The 22,416-nt window shown below is 74.2% G+C and carries 20 protein-coding genes and 1 pseudogene; 12 read left to right on the forward strand and 9 right to left on the reverse strand.

The genetic code is table 11. The features are described from left to right. Positions 1-153 precede the first annotated feature (153 nt). Positions 154-1,257: a Nickel transporter NicT gene (gene nicT, locus ACPC54_RS02390; RefSeq protein ID WP_498960282.1), complete on the forward strand. Its 1,104-nt coding sequence runs from the start codon at positions 154-156 to the stop codon at positions 1,255-1,257. A 101-nt stretch (positions 1,258-1,358) separates the two neighbouring features. On the opposite strand, the gene ACPC54_RS02395 is transcribed toward nicT, so the two are convergent. Next, positions 1,359-2,294 (reverse strand): SGNH/GDSL hydrolase family protein, encoded by a 936-nt coding sequence (locus tag ACPC54_RS02395; RefSeq protein WP_498960284.1) that lies wholly within the window; start codon positions 2,292-2,294, stop codon positions 1,359-1,361. Positions 2,295-2,620: 326 nt separating this feature from the next. Here ACPC54_RS02395 and ACPC54_RS02400 point away from each other — a divergent pair, with 326 nt between their 5' ends. After that, positions 2,621-4,276 (forward strand): FAD-binding dehydrogenase, encoded by a 1,656-nt coding sequence (locus ACPC54_RS02400; RefSeq protein WP_498960285.1) that lies wholly within the window; start codon positions 2,621-2,623, stop codon positions 4,274-4,276. Positions 4,277-4,324: 48 nt separating this feature from the next. Here ACPC54_RS02400 and ACPC54_RS02405 read toward each other — a convergent pair whose 3' ends face one another. Next, the gene (locus tag ACPC54_RS02405; RefSeq protein WP_498960287.1) at positions 4,325-5,332 is read right to left on the reverse strand and encodes an AraC family transcriptional regulator; all 1,008 of its coding nucleotides are present in this window, start codon (positions 5,330-5,332) and stop codon (positions 4,325-4,327) included. 242 nt (positions 5,333-5,574) lie between these two features. Between ACPC54_RS02405 and ACPC54_RS02410 the strand changes: the two genes are divergently transcribed. The 3 genes from ACPC54_RS02410 to ACPC54_RS02420 all read left to right on the forward strand — a co-directional run bounded on the left by ACPC54_RS02410 (position 5,575) and on the right by ACPC54_RS02420 (position 8,216). Beyond that, positions 5,575-5,985, forward strand: a complete 411-nt coding sequence (locus ACPC54_RS02410) for a (2Fe-2S) ferredoxin domain-containing protein (protein ID WP_498960289.1) — start codon at positions 5,575-5,577, stop codon at positions 5,983-5,985. 115 nt (positions 5,986-6,100) lie between these two features. Continuing rightward, complete coding sequence (locus ACPC54_RS02415) at positions 6,101-6,355, forward strand: hypothetical protein (protein ID WP_498960291.1); 255 nt, start codon at positions 6,101-6,103, stop codon at positions 6,353-6,355. 193 nt (positions 6,356-6,548) lie between these two features. After that, positions 6,549-8,216, forward strand: coding sequence for a purple acid phosphatase family protein (locus ACPC54_RS02420; RefSeq protein ID WP_498960292.1), 1,668 nt, complete (start codon positions 6,549-6,551; stop codon positions 8,214-8,216). Positions 8,217-8,280: 64 nt separating this feature from the next. Here ACPC54_RS02420 and ACPC54_RS02425 read toward each other — a convergent pair whose 3' ends face one another. Together ACPC54_RS02425 and ACPC54_RS02430 are read right to left on the reverse strand one after the other, a co-directional pair. Then, a complete protein-coding gene (locus ACPC54_RS02425; protein ID WP_498960295.1) occupies positions 8,281-8,613 on the reverse strand; it encodes a YnfA family protein in 333 nt (110 codons plus the stop codon). Positions 8,614-8,632: 19 nt separating this feature from the next. Continuing rightward, on the reverse strand, positions 8,633-9,847 hold the full coding sequence (locus ACPC54_RS02430; RefSeq protein ID WP_498960297.1) for a pyridoxal phosphate-dependent aminotransferase: 1,215 nt from the start codon (positions 9,845-9,847) through the stop codon (positions 8,633-8,635). Positions 9,848-9,944: 97 nt separating this feature from the next. Here ACPC54_RS02430 and ACPC54_RS02435 point away from each other — a divergent pair. The 3 genes and pseudogenes from ACPC54_RS02435 to ACPC54_RS02445 form a co-directional block, all read left to right on the forward strand. Continuing rightward, positions 9,945-10,298, forward strand: a pseudogene (locus ACPC54_RS02435) (winged helix-turn-helix transcriptional regulator); the annotation flags it as partial. Between the two features lie 293 nt (positions 10,299-10,591). After that, positions 10,592-11,401, forward strand: a complete 810-nt coding sequence (locus ACPC54_RS02440) for an SGNH/GDSL hydrolase family protein (RefSeq protein ID WP_498960299.1) — start codon at positions 10,592-10,594, stop codon at positions 11,399-11,401. A 172-nt stretch (positions 11,402-11,573) separates the two neighbouring features. Continuing rightward, positions 11,574-12,806 carry an FG-GAP repeat domain-containing protein gene (locus ACPC54_RS02445; RefSeq protein WP_498960301.1) on the forward strand — a complete coding sequence of 411 codons (1,233 nt, stop codon included), beginning with the start codon at positions 11,574-11,576 and terminating at the stop codon, positions 12,804-12,806. A gap of 115 nt (positions 12,807-12,921) precedes the next feature. Here the strand turns inward: ACPC54_RS02445 and ACPC54_RS02450 are convergent, their stop codons facing one another. After that, positions 12,922-13,575 carry a GNAT family N-acetyltransferase gene (locus ACPC54_RS02450; RefSeq protein ID WP_498960303.1) on the reverse strand — a complete coding sequence of 218 codons (654 nt, stop codon included), beginning with the start codon at positions 13,573-13,575 and terminating at the stop codon, positions 12,922-12,924. Between the two features lie 130 nt (positions 13,576-13,705). Here ACPC54_RS02450 and ACPC54_RS02455 point away from each other — a divergent pair, with 130 nt between their 5' ends. Together ACPC54_RS02455 and ACPC54_RS02460 are read left to right on the forward strand one after the other, a co-directional pair. Then, entirely contained in the window at positions 13,706-14,602 is an 897-nt protein-coding gene (locus ACPC54_RS02455; protein ID WP_498960305.1) for a pentapeptide repeat-containing protein, read from the forward strand. A 92-nt stretch (positions 14,603-14,694) separates the two neighbouring features. Further along, positions 14,695-15,495: a hypothetical protein gene (locus ACPC54_RS02460; RefSeq protein WP_498960307.1), complete on the forward strand. Its 801-nt coding sequence runs from the start codon at positions 14,695-14,697 to the stop codon at positions 15,493-15,495. Positions 15,496-15,510: 15 nt separating this feature from the next. Here the strand turns inward: ACPC54_RS02460 and ACPC54_RS02465 are convergent, their stop codons facing one another. Beyond that, complete coding sequence (locus ACPC54_RS02465) at positions 15,511-16,146, reverse strand: hypothetical protein (protein WP_498960309.1); 636 nt, start codon at positions 16,144-16,146, stop codon at positions 15,511-15,513. Between the two features lie 69 nt (positions 16,147-16,215). After that, a complete protein-coding gene (locus ACPC54_RS02470) occupies positions 16,216-16,953 on the reverse strand; it encodes a tyrosine-protein phosphatase (protein ID WP_498960311.1) in 738 nt (245 codons plus the stop codon). Positions 16,954-17,068: 115 nt separating this feature from the next. Between ACPC54_RS02470 and ACPC54_RS02475 the strand changes: the two genes are divergently transcribed. Next, positions 17,069-17,665 carry a hypothetical protein gene (locus ACPC54_RS02475; RefSeq protein ID WP_498960313.1) on the forward strand — a complete coding sequence of 199 codons (597 nt, stop codon included), beginning with the start codon at positions 17,069-17,071 and terminating at the stop codon, positions 17,663-17,665. On the opposite strand, the gene ACPC54_RS02480 is transcribed toward ACPC54_RS02475, so the two are convergent. After that, positions 17,626-18,282, reverse strand: a complete 657-nt coding sequence (locus ACPC54_RS02480; protein ID WP_498960315.1) for a TetR family transcriptional regulator — start codon at positions 18,280-18,282, stop codon at positions 17,626-17,628. The two genes, ACPC54_RS02475 and ACPC54_RS02480, sit on opposite strands and share 40 nt — an antisense overlap. Before the next feature lie 236 nt (positions 18,283-18,518). Continuing rightward, on the reverse strand, positions 18,519-19,418 hold the full coding sequence (locus tag ACPC54_RS02485; RefSeq protein ID WP_498960317.1) for an aminoglycoside phosphotransferase family protein: 900 nt from the start codon (positions 19,416-19,418) through the stop codon (positions 18,519-18,521). Between the two features lie 436 nt (positions 19,419-19,854). Between ACPC54_RS02485 and ACPC54_RS02490 the strand changes: the two genes are divergently transcribed. Next, on the forward strand, positions 19,855-22,341 hold the full coding sequence (locus tag ACPC54_RS02490) for a Tex family protein (protein WP_498960319.1): 2,487 nt from the start codon (positions 19,855-19,857) through the stop codon (positions 22,339-22,341). Positions 22,342-22,416 lie beyond the last annotated feature (75 nt).

Consider the following 22,416-nt stretch of genomic DNA (forward strand, 5'->3'; position numbering starts at 1 on the left):
CCCCGGGTGGGGTGATGGCTTGACCCGGTCAGGGATCTGACCGGGTCAGCGGGGCGCCGCGGGAGACCGATCCGTACTTGCATACGACTTGCAACTGCGCTGCTCAAGGCGGAAAGATGGCCGGGCTCCGACCACCCTGCCGAGAGGAACCCGATGACGACCGCCCCCCGTTGGCGCGACCGGCTCACCCGGGAGGAGTGGATGCGCCTGGCCGGGATGGGCGGCTTCATCCTCGCGCTGCACGTCGTCGGCTGGTTCACCCTGCTCGCGCTGGTCGAGCCCGAGCACTACGACGTCGGCGGCCAGGTCTTCGGCGCGGGGATGGGCATGACCGCCTACACCCTCGGCATGCGGCACGCCTTCGACGCCGACCACATCGCCGCGATCGACAACACCACCCGCAAGCTGATGGGCCAGGGCAAGCGGCCGCTGTCGGTCGGCTTCTGGTTCTCGCTCGGGCACTCCTCGATCGTCTTCGGCCTCTGCGCGCTGCTCGCCTTCGGCATCCGCTCGCTCGCCGACGAGGTCGAGGCGGACGACTCGACCCTGCACACCTGGACCGGCCTGATCGGCACCACCGTCTCCGGCACCTTCCTGCTGCTGCTCGGCCTGATCAACCTGGGTGCCTTCAACGGCATCCTCAAGGTGTTCCGCCGGATGCGCCACGGCGAGTTCGACGAGGCCGAGCTGGAGCGGCAGTTGGAGAAGCGCGGGCTGATGAACCGGATCCTGGGCCGGGTCACCCGGGCGGTCACCAAGCCCTGGCACATGTACCCGGTCGGCCTGCTGTTCGGCCTCGGCTTCGACACCGCCACCGAGGTGTCCCTGCTGGTGCTGGCCGGCGGCGCGGCGGCCTTCTCGCTGCCCTGGTACGCGCTGCTGACGCTGCCGGTCCTGTTCGCGGCCGGGATGAGCCTGCTGGACACCATCGACGGCTCGTTCATGAACTTCGCCTACGAGTGGGCGTTCTCCCGGCCGGTCCGCAAGATCTACTACAACCTGACCGTCACCGGCCTGTCGGTGCTGGTGGCGCTCGTCATCGGGCTGATCGAGCTGATCGGCCTGCTCGGCGAGAAGCTGGACATCACCAGCGGCCCGATCGCCTGGATCGGCGCCCTGGACCTCAACTTCGTCGGCTACGCGATCGTCGCCCTGTTCGTGCTCACCTGGGCCGGCGCGATCGCGTTCTGGAAGTTCGGCCGGGTCGAGGAGAAGTGGTCGGCGGGCCTGGCCGTCGAGCCGGTGCGCTCCGAGTAGCGCCGCCCGGCGTCGTGCGCGCGCGGGCCGAGGGGTCGGTGGCCGGGGTCCGGTCACCGGCCCCTCGGGGCTTCCCGCGCCGGGCGGTCAGCACAGGGCGGTCAGCGCAGGGCGGCGAGCACCGCGTCGGCCATCACCTTCTCGCCGGTGGCGTTCGGGTGGAACGGCACGGCGGGGGAGCCGGGCAGCGCGCCCTCGACCCAGCGGTCGTCCGAGCAGGCGTCGTGCCCGGCGGTCGGGGTCTGGGTGTCCACGTAGACGGCGCCGTTGGCCGCCGCCGTGTCGGCGAGCATCGAGTTGAGCGCCTCCAGCGTGCGGTGCAGGTACGGGACGTCGCGGGGGGCGAGCGGCTGGCGCAGCACGCACGAGGAACCGTCCGCCGGGAGCACCGAGGGGTAGCCCACCAGCAGCACCTTGGCCTTCGGCGCCTTGGCGTGGATGCGCCGCAGCGCGTCGGCGACCTGCGGGCGGGCGGCCTCGATCCGGTCGGCGAGCTTGTCCTCGCCGTACTGCCAGGACCAACTGCTCCAGTCCCAGTGGCCGTTGCTGTAGACGTCCTGGCAGGGCGTGCCGAGCGGATTGACGACGGCGCCGGCGACGCAGGTGGCGATCACGTCGCCGACGCCGAGGTCGCTGGTGCCCAGGTTGTTGCCGCCGATGCCGAGGGTGACCAGGTCGGTGTCGGCGGTGACGGCGTTCAGCTGCGGGTCGTTGACCTTGAGGAAGGCGTCGTACTGCGGCTGCGTCATCGCGCTGACCTTGGCGGCGGCGCAGGTGACGTCGGTGTACGCGTTCGCGCCGAGCGCCGCGGCGACCAGGTGGCCGTAGTTGTGGTCGGAGCGCAGGCACAGGCCGGCCGACTGGCCGGGCACGCCGGCGCCGGCGGCGTAGGAGTCGCCGAGCGCCACGTAGTGCTTGGGGGCGGGCGTGGCGGCCTGCGCGCTGGTGGAGGTGAGCGCGAGGGCGGCGCCGAGGGCGATCGCGGCGAGCACGGTGGAATTGCGGAGTCGCCGGAGTTTCTGGGCAGGGCGGAGCACGGTTCCTCCTGGGGGAGAGAAACGACGGGTGGGGGTCGTGCAGTGCCGGGCCTCAGCTACTCGCAGGTAAGTTACTGCCAGGTTTCGTGGACGTCCATGCTTTCGCCGGGAATTCCGGAAATTCCATCAGATGACACCCGGTAACATTTCGAATTCCGCTCCACCGCGTATCGGAGGTATTTCCGAAACACCGTGGAGCGGAATTCGCGCGACTGCTTGTTACCGGTCGGTTGACCGGACGTCACCGCAGGCCCCAGTATCGGGCGCACAGCGACGGCGCCCGGCCCCCGGCGCGCCGCCCCGCCAGTTGCGACGGAGGACTGCGCATGGCCCTGGACGCCGACGTCATCGTCATCGGAGCGGGACTCGCCGGCCTCGCCGCCACCGCCGAACTCGCCGACGCCGGACGGAAGGTGATCCTGCTCGACCAGGAGCCCGCGGCCTCCTTCGGCGGCCAGGCGCACTGGTCCTTCGGCGGTCTCTTCCTGGTCGACTCGCCCGAGCAGCGCCGGATGCGCGTGCGCGACTCGCACGCCCTCGCCTGGCAGGACTGGCTCGGCACCGCCGGCTTCGACCGGCCCGAGGACGCCTGGCCGCGCCGCTGGGCCGAGGCCTACGTCGACTTCGCGGCCGGCGAGAAGCGCGCCTGGCTGCACGCCCAGGGCGTGCGGTTCTTCCCCGTCGTCGGCTGGGCCGAGCGCGGCGGACTCCTCGCGGACGGGCCCGGCAACTCCGTGCCGCGCTTCCACATCACCTGGGGCACCGGGCCCGGGCTGCTCGAACCCTTCGTCCGCCGGGTCCGCGCCGCCGCCGCGCGCGGGCTCGTCGACCTGCGCTTCCGGCACCGGGTCACCGGCCTCGCCGCCACCGCGGGCGCCGTCGACACCGTCACCGGCGAGGTGCTGGTGCCGAGCCCCGCCGCCCGCGGCGAGGCCAGCTCGCGCGAGACCGCCGGCGCCTTCGAACTGCGCGCCCAGGCCGTGATCGTCACCTCCGGCGGCATCGGCGGCAACCACGACCTGGTCCGCAAGGCCTGGCCCGCCCGGCTCGGCACCCCGCCCGCCAAGCTGCTCTCCGGCGTGCCCGCGCACGTCGACGGCCTGATGCTGGAGGTCGCCGGGCGGGCGGGCGCCAGTCTGATCAACGGCGACCGGATGTGGCACTACACCGAGGGCATCGAGAACTGGGACCCGATCTGGGCCCGGCACGGCATCCGCATCCTGCCCGGGCCGTCCTCGCTCTGGCTGGACGCCCGCGGCAAGCGGCTGCCCGTCCCGCTCTTCCCCGGTTTCGACACCCTCGGCACCCTCGAACACATCATGGCCACCGGGCACGAACACACCTGGTTCGTGCTCAACCAGCGCATCATCGAGAAGGAGTTCACCCTCTCCGGCTCCGAGCAGAACCCCGACCTGACCGGGAAGTCCCTGCGCGGCGTGCTCGGCCGCGCGCTGCCCGGCGCCCCCGGCCCCGTCGAGGGCCACCTGCGGCACGGGCCCGACTTCGTCGTCGCGGGCAACCTCGCCGACCTCGCCCGCGGCATGAACGCCAAGACCCGCGAGCGGCTGATCGACCCGGACGAACTGCGCCGCACCGTCGAGGACCGCGACCGGCAGGTCGCCAACCCCTTCGCCAAGGACCTCCAGATCACCGCCATCCACGGCGCCCGCCGCTACCTCGGCGACAAGCTGATCCGCACCGCCGCCCCGCACCGCGTCCTCGACCCGGACGCCGCCCCGCTGATCGCCGTCCGGCTCAACATCCTCACCCGCAAGTCGCTCGGCGGCCTGGAGACCGACCTCTCCTCCCGGGTGCTGCGCCCGGACGGCGAGCCGCTGCCCGGCGTCTACGCGGCCGGCGAGGCGGCCGGGTTCGGCGGCGGGGGCGTGCACGGCTACCGCTCGCTCGAGGGGACGTTCCTCGGCGGCTGCCTGTTCTCCGGCCGCACGGCGGGCCGGGCGGCGGCCCGCGCGGTCGGGTAGCGGCGGGCGCGGGCCGGGGCGCGGGCGCGGGTCGCGGGCCGGCGCGGGTCAGCCCCGGGGGCGCAGCGTCTCGGACGGCGGGTGCCCGTACGCCCGCCGGTACTCGGCGCTGAACCGGCCCAGGTGGGCGAAGCCCCAGCGCAGGGCGACGTCGGTGACCGTCCCGGTGGCCCGGCCGTCCGCGATGGCCAGCAGGTCGTGGTGGGCGCGGTCCAGCCGGACGCGCCGCAGGTGGGCCAGCGGCGTGGTGCCGAGGTGGTGCCGGAACCCCTCCCGCAGGCCGCGCAGGCCGACCCGGGCGGCCCGCGCGATGTCGGCGACCGAGACGGCCTCGCCCGCGTGCTCCTCGCAGTAGTCCGTCGCCCGCCGCAGGGCGCTCGGCAGCACGGCGCGGCCGTGCTCCGCCACCGGGCGGCTCCACGAGTGCGGCTGCGCGTCGAGCAGCCCGTCGATCAGCAGCTGCTCGAAGTGCCGCACCGCCAGCTCGGACCGGCGGGCCAGCGGCGAGACGGTGAACTCCCGGAACTGGCGCACCAGTCCGAGCCAGGAACGGACGACCGGATCGTCGTCGTCGAGCGGGTGGCGGAAGCGCACCGGCTCCCGGAGGGTGTCGTCCAGCCGCGCCGCGACGGCCTGGTCGACGTGCCGGCGGGAGATGGCGAGCGAGCCGTTGTACGTCCCGTGGTCCCACTCCATCAGGACGCGGTCGCCCGGCCCGGCGATGGACAGCGGGGACGGCAGCGCGGTGCCGTTCGCGACCACCCGGCCGTTCCCGGCGTACGGGAAGATGGCCTTGTAGAAGTCCGGCAGCTCCTCGGTGCGCATCCGCACGGGCACGCCGAAGGTGTGGTCGTAGAAGGCGACCCGGCCCTGGTGGAAGACCCGGAACCGGCTGGTGGAGCGCTGCTCGCCGACGACCGTCAGCCGGTGCGGAGTGAGGTGGCGGCCCATCACCTCGCGCAGTTCCTCGATGTCGTCGCCCTCGTACAGGCAGACCGGGCCGTCCTCGCCCGGGAGCGGTTCGCTGACCGGGCACCTGGCCTCAGCGGTGGCCACGGGCGCCCGCTCCCCCCGGCCCGGGCGCGGCGCCGAGCACCCCCGCCACCGCCACGCGCGTGGCCCGCGCTCGTCGTCGCGGCACGTCCGCCCCCGTCCCCTCGCCCCCGATGATCATGCGCAGCCTAGTGCGGCGGCCCCCGTCGCGGGAGGTGGGCGGCGGTCCCGGCGGTGGGCGGTCGGGCGGCGGCGGGTACAGTGCCGGGTGCCGGACGCACACTGACGAGGGGACCCGGGAACCGATGAGCCGCCGAGACCGCCGGACGGGTGCCGGTTCCGCCGCCGCGTCCCCGGTGACCGTCACCGTCTGCCGGGGCTGCTGCTGCGGCACCGAGGCGAAGCACCCCGGCGTGGACCACGCGGGCCAGTACGAGCGGCTGCGCACGGCGGTCGGGTCGGCCGGCCGGGTCCGCGCGGTGAAGTGCCTGGACGTCTGCACCCAGTCCAACGTGGTGGTGGTCGGCCCGTCCGGCGAGGGCCGGGCGGCGGGCGGGCGCCCGGTCTGGCTCGGCTTCGTGCTGATGGACGAGATGATCGACGACATCGCCGCCTGGGTGCACGCGGGCGGCCCCGGCCTCGCCGATCCGCCCGGCCTGCTCGACCTCCAGCTGATCTCGGTCTCCCGCCGGGTCCGCGAGTCCCTGGCGGACTGACCGGGGCGCCGCGCGACGTGACGACCGGTCAGATTGGCGTCGCCGGGCGGGCATGGGAGCGGCGCCACTACCATGGCCGGTGGCGGCGAAGGGTTCCGGGGCAGGGAGGACGAGGATGACGCTGGTCTGCCGCATCTGCGCGGGCACCGGCCGGACCGCCGGCCTCAGCTGCCGGACCTGTCAGGGCACCGGCACCACCGAGATGGGCGGCGGGGGCGGCAACTGCTTCCTCTGCGACGGCACCGGCGTGTACGTGCGCTACCGGGTGGACGCGGCCGGCGCCAAGCACGCCTACCGGGACGAGGTCTGCCGCACCTGCGACGGCACCGGGAACCGCTCCGCCGCGCACTGGGACGAACCCACGGGCTGAGCCCTCCGGTGCCGAGCCCCCGACGCCGCGTCAGGGGGCGGATCGTGCGCAGGCCATGATCCGTCGTCGCGCCGGTACGAACATGCTCTTTGCCGATTCATGGTCGAACGTTGGTGTTCGAGTGGGGGACACGCTGACACCCGTTCACCGAAAGGCCGTGTGTGGTCAACGCGCCGCTGACAGAGTCCCGCGCATGGATATCCCCAACATGGGCGTGCCGGCGCGGCTCGCCGACCGCATGAGCATGGCCGAGCAGCACGAGTACCTGCGGGCCCGCTTCTCCCGCCGCCGGATGCTGCGCGCCGGCGCCGTGACCGTGGGCGCCATCGCCGTCGGCGGTGCACTGGGCAGCGCCCCGGCGTTCGCCGCCCCGGCGAGCCCGCAGCTGCTGACCGGCGGCACGGCGGACGGCATCGACGGCTCGCTGGTCGCGCCGATCGGCCGCCACCTCCAGTTCGGCCCCGAGCCGGACACCCAGTTCCGCGTCTCCTGGCAGGTCCCGGCGCCGGTCAAGAAGCCGTTCCTGCGCTTCGGCAAGCACCCGTGGGACCTGAGCCACAAGGTCGAGGCCGAGGTCCGCGCGCTGCACACCCCGGCGCTGACCCCGACCGGCCAGCCGGTGGACCAGTACTACCTGCACGTGGCGCTGGAGGACCTGCACCCCGACACCACGTACTACTACGGCGTCGGCCACCAGGGCTTCGACCCGGCCTCGCAGCAGCAGATCTCCACCCTGCACACCTTCCGCACCGCGCCCGCCCGCGACCACCGCTGGGGCAAGGTGTACGAGCCGTTCACCTTCACCGCCTTCGGCGACCAGGGCGTCAGCGCCCACGCGGCCGGCAACGACCACATCATCAAGGCCCAGAAGCCGGCCTTCCACCTGCACGCCGGCGACATCTGCTACGCCGACCCGGCCGGCTCCGGCACCGACCCGGACAAGTCCGTCTTCAACGCGAAGACCTGGGACGACTTCCTGGTCCAGACCGAGACGGTCGCCGCCGAGATCCCGTGGATGGTCGCCTACGGCAACCACGACATCGAGGCCTGGTACTCGCCCAACGGCTACGGCGGCGAGAACACCCGCTTCTTCCTGCCGGACAACGGCCCGGACCCGCGCACCGTCCCCGGCGTCTACAGCTTCCGCTACAAGAACGTCGGCGTCATCTCGCTCGACGCCAACGACGTCTCCTACGAGATCCCGGCCAACCTGGGTCTCTCGGCGGGCAGGCAGACCGCGTGGCTGGACCGCACCCTCAAGGACCTGCGCGGCGACGAGACCATCGACTTCATCGTGGTCTTCTTCCACCACTGCGCCTTCTCGACCACGGTGGCGCACGCCTCCGAGGGCGGTGTCCGCGAGGCGTGGGTGCCGCTGTTCGAGAAGTACCGCGTGGACCTGGTCATCAACGGCCACAACCACATCTACGAGCGCACCGACGCCATCCTCGGCAACAAGGTCTCGAAGCAGGTGCCCAGCGGCGCCACCATCGAGCCCGAGAAGGACGGCGTGGTCTACGTGACCGCGGGCGCGGCCGGCCGCAGCCTTTACAAGTTCGACGTGCCCGACACCTACGAGGGCCACGAGAACCACCAGGACGAGGTCAAGACCTACTACTGGAGCAAGGGCCGGGTGAAGACCCCCGAGACCATCCAGTGGTCGCGGGTGCGCTACACCGGCTACTCGTTCATCAAGGTCGACGTGACCCCGGCGCGGCTGGGCCAGAAGTCCGTCATGAAGGTCACCGCGCTGACCGAGGACGGCAAGCAGATCGACAACTACTCGATCCAGCGCAAGGTCGGCGAGGGCTGGGACTCCGGCCGCGACGACGACGGCGAGGGCGGCGGCTGGGGCTGGTAGTCCCCGCCGGGCCTGACGTGCCCCGGCGTCGAGGAACTCTCCTCGGCGCCGGGGCCGTTCCGTTCTAGCGCCTGGGCCCGTACATGATCACGGCGACCCCGGCCAGGCAGACCAGCGCCCCCAGCACGTCGTACCGGGTCGGCCGGAAGCCGTCCACCGCCATGCCCCACAGCAGCGAGCCGGCCACGAACACCCCGCCGTACGCGGCCAGCACCCGGCCGAACTCCGCGTTCGGCTGCAGCGCCGCGACGAAGCCGTACGCGCCGAGCGCCACCACGCCCAACCCGGCCAGCCACCAGGGCCGTTGCTCGCGCACGCTCTGCCAGACCAGCCAGCAGCCGCCGATCTCGGCGAGTGCGGCGAGCGCGAACAGGGCGATGGAGCGCAGAACGGTCATGGTGGCCGAGCGTACGGGCTCAGACCTGCCGGTACGTGGCCAGGAAGCGCCCGATCCGGTTGATCGCCGTCTCCAGGTCGTCGGCCCGGGGGAGGGTGACGAAGCGGAAGTGGTCCGGGCGGGGCCAGTTGAAGCCGGTGCCCTGGACGACGTGGATCTTCTCGCGCAGCAGCAGGTCCAGCACGAAGCGCTCGTCGTCGACGATCCGGTGCACCGCCGGGTCGAGCCGGGCGAAGGCGTACAGCGCGCCCTTCGGCTTGACGCAGCTGACGCCGGGGATCTCGTTCAGCGCCTTGACCGCGATGTCGCGCTGCTCGGTCAGCCGGCCGCCGGGCAGCACCAGGTCGTTGATGGACTGGTGGCCGCCGAGCGCGGCCTGGACGGCGTACTGGGCGGGCACGTTGGGGCACAGCCGCATGCCGGAGAGCATGGTCAGGCCCTCCAGGTAGTCGGCGGCGTGCTGCTTGGGGCCGGAGACGACCAGCCAGCCGCTGCGGAAGCCGGCCACCCGGTAGGCCTTGGAGAGGCCGTTGAAGGTGAGGGTGAGCACGTCGTCGGCGAGTGCGCCCAGGCAGTGGTGCACGGTGTCGTCGTAGAGGATCTTGTCGTAGATCTCGTCGGCCAGCACCATCAGCCGGTGGCGGCGGGCCAGGTCGAGGATGCCCTCCAGCAGTTCCTTCGGGTAGACCGCGCCGGTGGGGTTGTTGGGGTTGATGACGACGATGGCCTTGGTGCGGGCGGTGATCTTGGCGGCGATGTCGTCGAGGTCCGGGTACCAGTCGGCCTCCTCGTCGCACAGGTAGTGCACGGCCGTGCCGCCGGCCAGCCGGACGGACGCCGTCCACAGCGGGTAGTCCGGGGCCGGGACGAGCACCTCGTCGCCGTCGTCGACCAGCGCGGTGACGGCCATCTGGATCAGCTCGGAGACGCCGTTGCCGAGGTAGACGTCGTTGACGGTGACGCCCCGGACGCCGCGCTGCTGGTAGTACTGCACCACCGCGCGGCGGGCCGGCAGGATGCCGCGCGAGTCGCTGTAGCCGTGCGCCGCGGGCAGGTTGCGGATGATGTCCTGGATGATCTCCTCCGGCGCGTCGAAGCCGAACGGCGCCGGGTTGCCGGTGTTCAGCCGCAGCACGCTGTGCCCGGCCTCCTCCAGGGCGTTGGCCTGGTCGACCACCGGGCCGCGGATTTCGTAGCACACGCCGTTCAGCTTGCTGGACTGCCGAAACTCCATCTGCGGCCTCCCGACCGTCACCACCGCTCCGCTGCTTCTGCTTTGTTCTACCAAGTCGGCACTTGGAAAGTCCAACTTCTTGGCTATGCTGATCCACATGTCACGCCGAAGCTACGACCAGTACTGCGCCGTCGCCCGCGCCCTGGACGCGGTGGGGGAACGCTGGAGCCTCCTGATCGTCCGTGAACTCCTCGGCGGCCCGCGCCGCTACACCGACCTGCACGCCGACCTGCCCGGCGTCTCCACCGACATCCTCGCCGCCCGGCTCAAGCAGCTGGAGGGGGAAGGGCTCGCCGTCCGGCGCAAGCTGGAGCGGCCGGCCAGCGCCACGGTGTACGAGCTGACCGCGCGCGGGGCCGAACTGCGGCCGGTGATCGAGGCGTTGGGCGCGTGGGGGCTGGACGCCCTGGGCGAGCAGCGGCCCACCGACGCGGTGCGCGAGCACTGGTACACGGCCCGGAGCGCGGCGGACGAGACCGTCGGCAAGGTGGCCGACGAGGTGGTCGGCGGGGCCGTCGTCGTGGGGTGACGGCGCCGCCCGGCGGGCCTGGCCGGGGCGGCGGCAAGGCCCCCGTCGCCGGCCGCCGCCCCGTGTCCTCAGGATGGCGCGGGCCGATAAACGAACAGTCGACGCGCAATGAGCGGAACGAGCGGAGCGCACGGCCGGGCCCCCGGCGGTTCCGCCCGCAGGCGCGCACGTACGATCGTCGGACCGCAGAACCGTCCCAGGAGAGCGGAGGCCCCGTGCCCACCACCCAGCGCCGCTACGCGAGCTACGTCGCCGTCGGCGACTCGTTCACCGAAGGCATGTGCGACGACCTGCTGCCGGACGGCAGCTACCGCGGCTGGGCCGACCGGGTCGCCGCCGCGCTGTCCGAGGAGCGCGAAGGGGAGGGCGAGGGCGAGGGCGAGAGCCACGGCCTCCGGTACGCCAACCTCGCCGTCCGGGGCAAGCTCATCGGCCAGATCCACGACGAGCAGCTGCCCGTCGCGACCGCCATGGGCGCCGACCTCGTCACCCTCGCCGGCGGCCTCAACGACGTGCTCCGCCCCGGCTGCGACATCGACCGCGTCGAGCGGCTGCTCGGCCGCTGCGCCGCCGAACTGCGCGCCACCGGCGCCACCGTCGTCCTGTTCACCAGCACCGACCCCACCCGGCGGATGGCCGGCAGCGCCCGGATCCTGCCCGCCATCCTGCGGATGAAGGCCTTCGTGCAGGAACTCGGGCAGCAGGACGGCTTCGCCGTCGTCGACCTCTTCTCCGCGCCCTGCTTCGACGACCGCCGGCTCTGGGCCGAGGACCGCCTGCACCTGTCGCCCGAAGGCCACCGCCGGGTCGCCGCCGGCGTCCTGGAAGCCCTCGGCCGCCCCGCCGACTTCGACTGGCGCGCCCCGCTGCCCCCCGCCGCACCGGCCGGCCGCGCCGAACGGCTGCGCTCCGACGCCCGCTGGCTGCGCAGCCACCTCGGCCCCTGGATCGGCCGCCGCCTCACCGGGCGCTCCTCCGGCGACGGGCGGCCGCCGAAGCGGGCCGAGCTGCTGCCGTACCGCTGAACCGCCCGCGCCCGAGCTGCCTGAACCGCCCGCGCCCGAGCGCCCCGCGTTCGCGCGCCCGCCGCCCGAACCGGCGACCCCGGGGTGTCGCTGCGGCCACCTCCCCGCCCGCCGGGCGAGCATCGGCCCCGAGAGGGGCGCCGGGTGGTGCCCGGACGGGAGTGATGGGGCCATGCGCGCACTGAGGTCGGCTCAAGCCGCCCTGACGGCCTGCCTGTTGACGCTCGGCGCGGCGACGGCCCTGCCGGCCGGCGCGTCGGCGGCCGGGTCGATCGGGGCGGGCACGCCGACGACCGGGGCGGGCACGCCGACGACCGGGGCGTTCGCCCCGAAGGCGGACTACCCGGTGGGGCACAACCCGCGCGCGATCGCGACGGGCGACTTCACCGGCAGCGGCCGCACCGACCTCGCGGTGGCCGACGCCGCGGACGGCACCGTGTCGATCCTGCTGAACAACGGCGACGGCACCTTCGCCCCGCGGCGCTGCTACCCCGCCGGGCCCGGCCCCAGCGCCATCGCCGTGGGCGACCTCCGGGGAACCGGCGTGCCGGACCTGGTGGTCGCCGACCAGGACGGCGACGGCGTCGCGGTGCTGCTCGGCAACGGCGACGGCACCTTCCAGCCGCCCCACCACCTCGCCACCGGCCCGCACCCGGACGCCGTCGCCCTCGGCGACTTCCGCGGCACCGGGACGCTCGACCTGGCCGTCGCCAACCTGGGCGAGTCCGGCGACGGCAGCGTCTCGCTGCTGCTCGGCAACGGCGACGGCACCTTCCAGCCGGCGGACAACCACCCGACCGGCGCCGATTCCAACCCCGCCTCGATCGCCCTCGCCGACCTCCGCGGCAGCGGCCACCTCGACCTGGCCGTCGCCCTCGACGGCGTCGGCGAGGTCGCGGTCTTCCCGGGAGGCGGCGACGGCACCCTCGGCGCCCCGACCGCCCACCGGGTCGGCGGCGTCCCGGTCTCGCTGGCCGTCGCCGACCTGCGCCGGGACGGCCGACTCGACCTCGTGCTCGCCGACTCGGAGAACTCCGCCGAGGTCCTGCTCGGCGACGGCGACGGCACCTTCCAGCCGGTGCGCGCCTACCCGGCGGGCAGCGGGCCGGTCTCGGTCGTGGTGGGCGACTTCACCGGCAGCGGTACGGCCGACCTGGCGCTGGCCACCGGCGGGAACGCGGTGGCGCTGCTGCGCGGCAACGGCGACGGTACCTTCCGGGCGCCGGAGTCCTATCCCACCGGGTCCGGCCACTGGTCGACCCCGGACGGCGTCACGGCCGGCCGGTTCACCGCCGGCGGGGCGCTCGACCTGGCGGTCACCAACGCCCAGGACGACACCGTCTCGGTGCTCCTGAACGCCGCCGACTGCCCGTGGCCGTGGCCGCTCCCGAGGCCCCTGCCGTAGCGGGCCGGAGGACCTCGATCCGGTCCGGGGTCACCCGGTGGGACTGGTCGCCGACCTCCCCGAGCGCGGTCGTCCCGCCCGGGCCGTCGGGCGCTGTCACCGCGGAGCCGCCCGGCTACTCGGTCGGCGGGTCGAGCACCAGGCTCGCCATCGGGGCGTGGGTGGTCCAGCCGAGCGCCCGGTAGAGCGCCCGGCCGTCCGGGGTGGCGACCAGGACGCCGGTGCGGGCCCCCGCCTGGTACGCGGCGGACTGCAGCGTCCGCATCACCACGGCGCCCAGGCCCCGGCGGCGGTGCTCGGGGGCGGTGACGATCTGGTCGGGGACGGCCACCGGGCCGGCCAGACCCGCCTGGCCGTGCGCGGCCAGGTGCCCGTCCCCGGTGCGCACCAGGGCGCGCAGCACGCCGCCTCGGCTCCACGTGGTGAGGGTGTGGCCGGGCGGGAGTTCCACGGGCCCGGCCGGCGCCAGTGGGGCGGACATCAGGAAGCCCGGCACGTCCATCCGCCACTGCGGGCCCAGCCAGGGGCGGACGGTGTCGTCCTCGGCGAACAGCTTCAGCCAGGTGGTCGGGGCGGTGATGCTCCCGGCGAGTCCGCGCACCTGGTCCTCGGTCGGCGCGGGCAGCACGTGCCGGGCCAGCTCCCCGCGCGGGTTGGCGACGTCGATGCTCCAGCCCCAGGGCCGCTCCACCGGGTCGGCGGCGACCCGGGAGACGGTCCAGCCGCCGATCCACATCCGGACCAGCCCGGCGACGTCCGGCTGCTGCATCGTGGTGCCTCCGTGGTAATAGTCGATCGCGCGTTGGGGACATTACATGCCGGAGGGCGGGTGTGCCCAGTAGGATTTCCGGGTCCCATGGCGCCGCACCGGTGCCCAACCGGTGGAAGGACCCTGGAACGTGCGCGACACCGATCGGCCGCTGACCGTGCTGCAGTCCGACTGCGGCAGCTGCTTCGGGCTGTGCTGCGTCGCCCTGCCGTTCGCCGCCGGCACCGACTTCGCGATGAACAAGTCCGCCGGCACCCCCTGCCGCAACCTGCGGACCGACTTCACCTGCGGCATCCACGCGCGGCTGCGCGGCGAGGGCTTCCAGGGCTGCACCGTCTACGACTGCTTCGGCGCCGGGCAGCGGGTCTCCCAGGTCACCTTCGGCAGGACCAGCTGGCGGGACGAACCGGCCACCGCGGCACCGATGTTCGACGTGTTCCCGATCGTGCGCCAGCTCCACGAGCTGCTCTGGTACCTCACCGAGGCGCTCACCTTCGAACCCGCCGGCGCGCTCCACGCCGAACTGCGGGCCGCCCTGGACGAGACCGACCGGCTCGCCGGCGGCACGCCCGAACAGGTCCTCGCCGTCGACGTACCCGCGCACCGCCAGCGGGTCGCCGAGCTGCTGCTGCGCGCGAGCGAGCTCGTCCGCGCCGCCGTCCCCCGCCGCCGGGAGCACCGCGGCGCCGACCTCTTCGGCGCCCGCCTGCGCGGCGCGGACCTGCGCGGCGCCAACCTGCGCGGCGCCCTGCTCGTCGCCGCCGACCTCTCCGGCGCCGACCTGCGCCTCGCCGACCTCATCGGCGCCGACCTGCGCGACGCCGACCTCGCCGGTGCCGACCTCACCACGGCGCTCTTCCTCACCCAGGCCCAGCTCAACGCCGCCCGCGGGGACGCCACCACCCGCCTCCCCGCCTCCCTCACCCGCCCCGCCCACTGGCCCGCCACGGCCGCGGCCGCGTCCCTGCGCGCCGGGGCCAAGCCCCAGGGCAACGGCCGCCGCCCCGGCAGGCCCCGCCGCCGGTAGGGCGGGCCGAACGATCCCGCGCGGGAAGTCGGACCGGTCGACGTCCCGCGCGGCGGCGTCCGCTGTCGGCGGCGCGTGGAACACTGCGGCGCATGTCCCTCGCCGAACTGACCCTCGCCCGCTGGCGGTCCGTCGACCTGCCCGCCGCCCGCCGGTTCGCCCGACAGGCGGCCGAATCGGCCGGCGGCCGGGTGGTCGCGGTGGAGACCGTCGAGCACCTCGGCGCCCCGCTGCACCGTGCCCGCATCGAGCGCGACGGGCAGGAGTTCGCCCTGGTGCCCGGTGGCACGGTCACGCTCGGGTTCGACCCCGACCGGTGGCGGCCGGCGCCCGGGCAGGAGGCCGACTACCGGGAGAGCCTGGAGCAGGGCTTCGGCCACGGCCCCGACCTGCGCTCCCACCTCGCGGGCCTGCTCGGCCCGCGCCGGACCGTCACCCTGGGGGCGGTGCTGATGGCGGTCGAGGACGAGCCGCTGACCGAGCCGCCCGCCGGCACGCCCGCCCTGCTCGCCGCGCGCGGCCTGCGGATGCCGAGCCCCGACGAGTGGGAGCACGCCTGCGGGGCCGGCGCGGACACCCTGTTCCGCTGGGGCGACGAGTGCCCGCTCGACCGCGTCCCCTACGACCACCCCGCCGGTCCGCAGAGCGCGGCGAACGCGCTGGGCCTGCGCATCGCCTACGACACCTACCGCAGCGAGCTGAGCAGCGACCCGACCGCCGTCCACGGCGGCGACGGCGGTGAGTCCACCTGCGGCGGCTACGGCGCGCTGCTGGGCTGGCTGCCGCTGGCCACCGCGCACCGCGGCCACCCCGAGTACGCCGAGTTCGTGTACGGGGAGGAGGGCGAGGACGTGTACGAGGAGTTCTCCGTCCGGCCCGTCCTGGCGCTCTGACGCGGCGCGGGCGGTCTACTCCTCGAACCAGACGACCAGCCGGACGTTCCGCTCGCCGTGGACTCCGGCGAGGGTGCGCATGACGGTCCACACCGGCTCCCACGGGCCGTCCGCGGGGACGGCGTCGCGGCGCCGGGCGCGTTCGGCGCGGAAGACGGTGGTGCCGGCGTCCCACTCGGTGCCCTCGGCCCACAGGTCACCGATGCGGCCGGGGTCGACGCTCCTGGTGTCGATGCCGCTGGCCCGTGCGAAACCCCGGCTCCAGTCCTCCCGGTGCCTCGGCTCCAGGGTGCCGTCCGGCAGCCGGCGGTAGCGGGTGATGTGGGTGGCGCGGGGGATCGCCGGCTCGTCCCAGTCGATGGCGAGGAACTCGGTCCAGTCCAGCCAGCTGGCGCCGAACGCCGCCTCGCCCCAGGCGGCGTGGTCGGCCCGGACGCTCTCCGAGGCGTCCGGGGGCAGGCCGCGGTCGGCGGCGACGGGCTGCCAGCGGCCACCGTGGTCACGGACACCGAAGAGGCAGGGGAAGCCGCTGTAGTCCCTGGACACGCCGAGCATGGGCAGCTCGATGGCCGGGTACCAGGCGGTCTCCCCGATGCCGAGGCCGGGGCCCCAGGTGCGGCACTCCACGAATCCCTGGATGTTCGTTCCCATGGCCCGATTCTGGCGTAGCGCTCGGCGCGGGAAGTCGGGCCGGCCGACTTCCCGCGCCGAGCGGGCGCCTCAGTCCGTCAGGAGGCGGGTGCGGAGGGCGGTGATCTGGGGGCGGGTGATGCCGAGGGGGCCGGTGAGGTAGGCCTCGACGGAGCCATGGCGGGCGGCGAGGTCGGCGAGGGTGAGGCGGATGACCGTCTCGGGGGCGCGGCCGTAGCCGGGCCAGGTGAGGGTGAGCCCCGGGTGGGCGGCGTGCCAGTCGGCGACGAAGCGCTCGGTGGCGCGCTCGGTCAGGGCGAAGTCGGCGGCGATGTCGTCCTCGGAGACGCCGAGCAGGGTGAGCAGCAGGGCGGCGATCAGGCCGGTGCGGTCCTTGCCGGCCGCGCAGTGGAAGGCCACCGGTCCCTCGGCGAAGGTGATCACGTCGAGGGCCTGGCGGATCTCCTTGACGCCGTCCTCGGCGACCTCGGCGAAGCGGTCGGCGAGGAAGCGCCAGGGGTCGACGTCCGGGGAGATCTCGGCCTGGTCGTAGGGGCGGTGCTCGATGGAGAGGTTGTGGTAGTCGAGGCCGTCGAAGTCCGGTATCCGGCCCTTGGCGGCGATCTCCCAGGGGTAGCGGAGGTCGATCACGGTGCGGACGCCGAGCGCGTGTAGCCGGTCGAGGTCGGCGGGGGAGCCGGCGAGCTTGCCGAGCGAGTCGGTGCGGTAGAGCAGGCCCCAGCGGACGGACCGGCCCTCGGCGGCCGAATACCCGCCCAGGTCGCGGAAGTTGTGCAGCTTCTCGAAGGTGTGGTGACGAGTGGTCATGGGCGAACTGTAACGAGCGCCGGGGCGGTTTCCTGATCCGGGCAGATTCTTGACCGGTGAAAACTCTTGACCCGGTTCAGGGGGAATGTCCGTGCGGGAGGTTAGAGTCCGACCCATGGACGTGAAGGACGTGGACACCGCCCGCTGGGACCGCATCGCCGACCTCCTGCCGGAGCCCGCCGCGCGGGAGGTCAAGGACGCCTGGCAGATCGGCGAGCAGGAGGGCGGGCTCGCCGTGCTGGTCGAAGGCCTGCTCGCCCGCCAGGTGCCGATCAGTGCGGCGGACCGCGCGCAGATCTCGGTGCTCCTGGACGGCTGGGGCGTGCGCGACGCCCTCACGCCCGGCCTCGTGCGCTGCCTGGGCGACGGCGGCCCCGAACCGGTGCAGCTGCTCGACGGCGACGGGGACGGCGAGGAGGCCGAGGTGCTCACGGGCTGGAGCGAGCCCGAGCTCGCCGAGCTGGTGCTGGTGCCGTGGATCGGCTGCACCCGCTGCGGCCGGGTGCTGCTGCGCGCCCACCGCTGGGAGGACTGGGACGACCTCTCGTACCTCGCCGAGTACTACGTGATCGCCCCGGCGGGGGAGCGGAAGGCGCTGCGGATCTTCCCGTACGACGCGGACCAGGCGGCCTTCGACGAGCTGCTGCGGGACTGCCCGGCGGCCCAGGGGGTTCAGGAGGCCCAGGGCGCCGCGGAGGCGTCGGCGGCGTAGCCGCGGGCGAGCAGCTCGAAGGCGCGGGTGGCGTTGGTGACCGCCTCGAAGTGGAGCTCGTCGGCGGTCTGACCGTCGTCCCGGATGCGGCGCCAGTTGTGCTCGGCGAGGACCCGCTGGGTGGCGGTGAGCTGGGCGGCGAGCAGTGGCCCGGTGAGGGCGCGCGGCGGGGCGAGGTCGGGGGCTTCGAGCAGCGCCTCGGCGAGCGAGCGTTCGGCGCGGGCGAGGTACTCGGCGCCGCGGGCGGTCAGGCTCGGGGTGCTGCGGGCCAGGTCGCCGAAGGCGAGGACGGCGGGGTGGTCGTTGAGCCCGGTGATCGGGTCGTGCCGGGCGAGCCCGTCGAGGAAGTCCCGGTGCAGGGCGTCGAGCACGGACTCGCCGGCGGGGCGGTGCCGGACCACGTCCGCCGCCTGCTCCTGGTGGTCGGCGAAGCGGTGGACGACCAGGTCCTCCTTGGTCGGGAAGTAGCTGAACAGGGTCGGCTTCGACACCTCGGCCGCAGCCGCGACGTCGGCCACCGACACCTGGTCGAAGCCGTGCTCCAGGAAGAGCGCGATCGCGGCCTCGGAGATCGCCCGCCGCGTCCGCTCCTTCTTCCGTTCCCGCAGTCCACTCATGCGCCCACCTCGCTGCGCTCGGCGGTCGCTTCGCGAAACACGCACCTGTCGATGACTCGCTCGCTCCGCTCGCTCATGGGCCCACCTCGCTGCGCTCGGCCGTCGCTTCGCGAAACGCGCACCTGCTGATGACTCGCTCGCTCATGTGCCCAGGCTAGCAGCGGCCCTTGACCAGGGCAGGTTTCTGACCTGGTCACACGGGGTCGGCGGCCCCGGCCCCAGGGGCCGGTGACCGGCTACACGCTGCGGTCGGCGAGGACTTCGCGCAGCACCCGGCGGGCGGCGGAGGTGCGGGCCTGGTCGGTGTGCCGGTAGTAGGGGACGCTCACCGCCGCGATGGAGAAGGCCCAGGCGCGCCCGCGCGCCCAGGCGGCGTCGTCGGCGGCGAGCGCGGCGCGGAAGGCCGGCCGGGCGGCGGCGGGCAGCAGGTTCCAGGCGACGATCAGGTCGGCGGTCGGGTCGCCGACGCCCATCTGCGCGAAGTCGAGCACGGCGGCCAGCCGGCCGGTGGAGGACACCAGCAGGTTGCCCGGGGTGAGGTCGCCGTGCATCCAGACCGGCGGGCCGGCGTGCTCGGGGAGCCGAAGTGCCTTGTCCCACAGGGCCGTCGCGGCCGCCGTGTCGATGGCGCCGGCCAGTTGGGCGATGGCCGCGCGGGTGGCGCCGTCGCGGGAGGCGAGCGGGACGCTGCGCTGCCCGGTCGGGGCGCCGGCGGGGTCGACGGCGCGCAGCGCGTTGACGAAGCCGGCCAGGTCGCGAGCCAGCGCCTCGGGCGCGGCGGGGGCGGCGGCGGCCGGGGTGATCCCGTCGATCCAGTGCAGCACCGACCACTCCCACGGGTAGCCGGCGGCGGGCCGGCCGAGGGCGAGCGGGACGGGTACGGGCAGCGGCAGGTGCGGAGCCAGCCGGGGCAGCCACTGGTGCTCCCGGCGGACGTCCCCGGCGGCCCACTCCACCCGGGGCAGCCGGACGGCGAGTTCGGGCCCGAGCCGGAACATCGCGTTGTCCGCGTCCATGGAGCCCACCGGGGTGACCGGGAGGCCGACCCACTGCGGGAACTGGGCGGAGATCAACCGCCGCACCAGGGCCGCGTCGATGACCGGTTCGTCGGGGTGCATCCGGGCGGCAGCGCACATGCCCGGCAGCGTACAGCGCCGGTCGCCGGCGTTCAGCCGGAATGCGGAACTGCCCAGCCACATAAGGTGAAGAGATGGTGATAGGTCGACAGGCGGCGGGGGCACGCCGGACCGGATCAGACTGCTCTACGGCGACCGGACGAAGGTGATCGACCTCACCGCGGACGGCCGCCCCGGCGCGTCGCTCACGATCCCGTGACCCCGGGGCGTGCCCTGCGGAGCCCTGCCCTGCCCTGCGCGGCCCCGCCCTGCCCGATCCGACCGGAACCGGCACCACGGGCCCGGGCCCCCAACTGTGCTCCGCCCGGCCCTGATTGGCGCCGGAAGCGGCGTGCGCCACGCCCGGCCGCTCCGGGCGCGGCCGGGAGCCGTCACCGGCACCTGCCAGAATGCAGGGCGTACGGCGAAAGCACTTCAGGAGAAGGTGACCGGCTTCGTGACCACGCCAGTCGAACAGGCGGCCCGGCAGGCCCAGCAGGCGATCGAGCGGAAGATCGCGGAGGAACTGGCCGTCCGCGAGGGGCAGGTGAAGGCGGCCGTCGACCTGCTCGACGGCGGCGCGACCGTTCCCTTCGTGGCCCGCTACCGCAAGGAGGCGACCGGCTCGCTGGACGACGCCCAGCTGCGCACCCTGGAAGAGCGGCTGCGCTACCTGCGCGAGCTGGAGGACCGCCGGGCGGCGGTGCTGGAGTCCATCGAGGCCCAGGGCAAGCTGGACGACGCGGTGCGCGCGCAGGTGCTCGCCGCCGACTCCAAGGCCCGGCTGGAGGACATCTACCTGCCGTTCAAGCCCAAGCGGCGGACCAAGGCGCAGATCGCCCGCGAGGCCGGGCTGGAGCCGCTGGCCGACAGCCTGCTCGCCGACCCGACGCAGGACCCGGCCGCGCTCGCCGCCGCCCTCGTCGCGAACGGCAGCCTCGACGAGTCGGTGGCGGACGGCCCCGCCGCTCTGGAGGGCGCCCGGGCGATCCTGGTCGAGCGCTTCGGCGAGGACGCCGACCTGGTCGGTTCGCTGCGCGAGCGGATGTGGACCCGCGGTCGGATCGTCGCGAAGGTCCGCGACGGCAAGGAGGGCGACGGCGCCAAGTTCGCCGACTACTTCGACTTCGCCGAGCCCTACACCAAGCTCCCCTCGCACCGCATCCTGGCGATGCTGCGCGGCGAGAAGGAGGAGGTGCTGGACCTCGAACTCTCCCCCTACGACGGCGAGTCCGAGGGCGACCTGCCCGGCGGCAGCGACTACGAGCAGCGCATCGCGGCCCGGTTCGGCATCGCCGACCGCGGCCGCCCGGCCGACAAGTGGCTCGGCGACACGGTGCGTTGGGCCTGGCGCACCCGCATCCTGGTCCGGCTCGGCATCGACCTGCGCTCCCGGCTGCGCGCCGAGGCCGAGGACGAGGCGGTGCGGGTGTTCGCCGCCAACCTGCGCGACCTGCTGCTCGCCGCCCCGGCCGGCACCCGCGCCACCATGGGCCTGGACCCGGGCTTCCGCACCGGCGTGAAGGTCGCCGTGGTGGACGCCACCGGCAAGGTCGTCGCGTACGACACGATCTACCCGCACCAGCCGGCCAACAAGTGGGACGCCGCCCTGGCCAGCCTGGCCGCGCTGGCGAAGAAGCACGACGTCGACCTGGTCGCGATCGGCAACGGCACCGCCTCCCGGGAGACCGACAAGCTCGCCGAGGACCTGATCAAGCGCCACCCCGAGCTGAAACTCACCAAGGCGATGGTCAGCGAGGCCGGCGCCTCGGTGTACTCGGCCTCCGCGTTCGCCTCGCAGGAGCTGCCCGAGCTGGACGTGTCGATCCGCGGCGCGGTCTCGATCGCCCGCCGGCTGCAGGACCCGCTGGCCGAACTGGTCAAGATCGACCCCAAGTCGATCGGTGTCGGCCAGTACCAGCACGACCTCAGCGAGGTGAAGCTCTCCCGCTCGCTGGACGCCGTGGTCGAGGACTGCGTCAACGCGGTCGGCGTGGACGTCAACACCGCCTCGTCGCCGCTGCTCACCCGGGTCTCCGGCATCACCGGCACGCTCGCCGACAACATCGTCGCCCACCGCGACGCCAACGGCCCGTTCCGCACCCGCCGCCAGCTCAAGGACGTCGCGCGGCTCGGCCCCAAGGCCTTCGAGCAGTGCGCCGGCTTCCTGCGTATCCCCGGCGGCGACGACCCGCTGGACGCCTCCAGCGTGCACCCCGAGGCCTACCCGGTGGTGCGCCGCATCCTCGCCTCCACCGGCGGGGAGCTGCGCGAGCTGATCGGCAACAGCGAGCGGCTGCGCGCGCTGCGCCCGGCCGACTTCGCCGACGACACCTTCGGCGTCCCGACCGTCACGGACATCCTCGGCGAGCTGGACAAGCCGGGCCGCGACCCGCGCCCGGCCTTCCGCACCGCGACCTTCAAGGAGGGCGTCGACAAGATCGGCGACCTGGAGGTCGGCATGGTGCTGGAGGGCGTGGTCACCAACGTCGCGGCGTTCGGCGCCTTCGTCGACGTGGGCGTCCACCAGGACGGGCTGGTGCACGTCTCGGCGCTGTCGCGGACCTTCGTCAAGGACCCGCGCGAGGTGGTCAAGCCCGGCGACATCGTCAAGGTCCGGGTGCTGTCGGTGGACGTGCCGCGCAAGCGGATCGGGCTCACCCTGCGGCTGGACGACGAGGTCGGCCGCGAGCGCGGCGGCGACCGGGGCGAGCGCGGCGGCGACCGGCAGGCCCGCCCGCCGCGCCAGGGCGGCCGCGGCGGCCAGGGCGGGGGCCAGGACCGGCGCGACCGGGGCGAGCGCGGTGACCGGGGTGACCGGGGTGACCGGGGCGGTTCCGCCGGCGGCGGCTCGCTCGCCAACAGCGCCATGGCGGACGCGCTGCGCCGGGCCGGCCTGGCCGGCGGTGGCGGCGCGAACGACCGCCGCTCCGGGCGGCGCTGAGCCGCGACGCCGGAAGCGGCCGGGGCCGGTGGGTGCGACACGCTCCCGCCGGCCCCGGCCGCTCCCTCGCCCGCG

Source organism: Kitasatospora sp. NPDC094028 (genome assembly GCF_049543595.1).
Lineage (GTDB): Bacteria > Actinomycetota > Actinomycetes > Streptomycetales > Streptomycetaceae > Kitasatospora.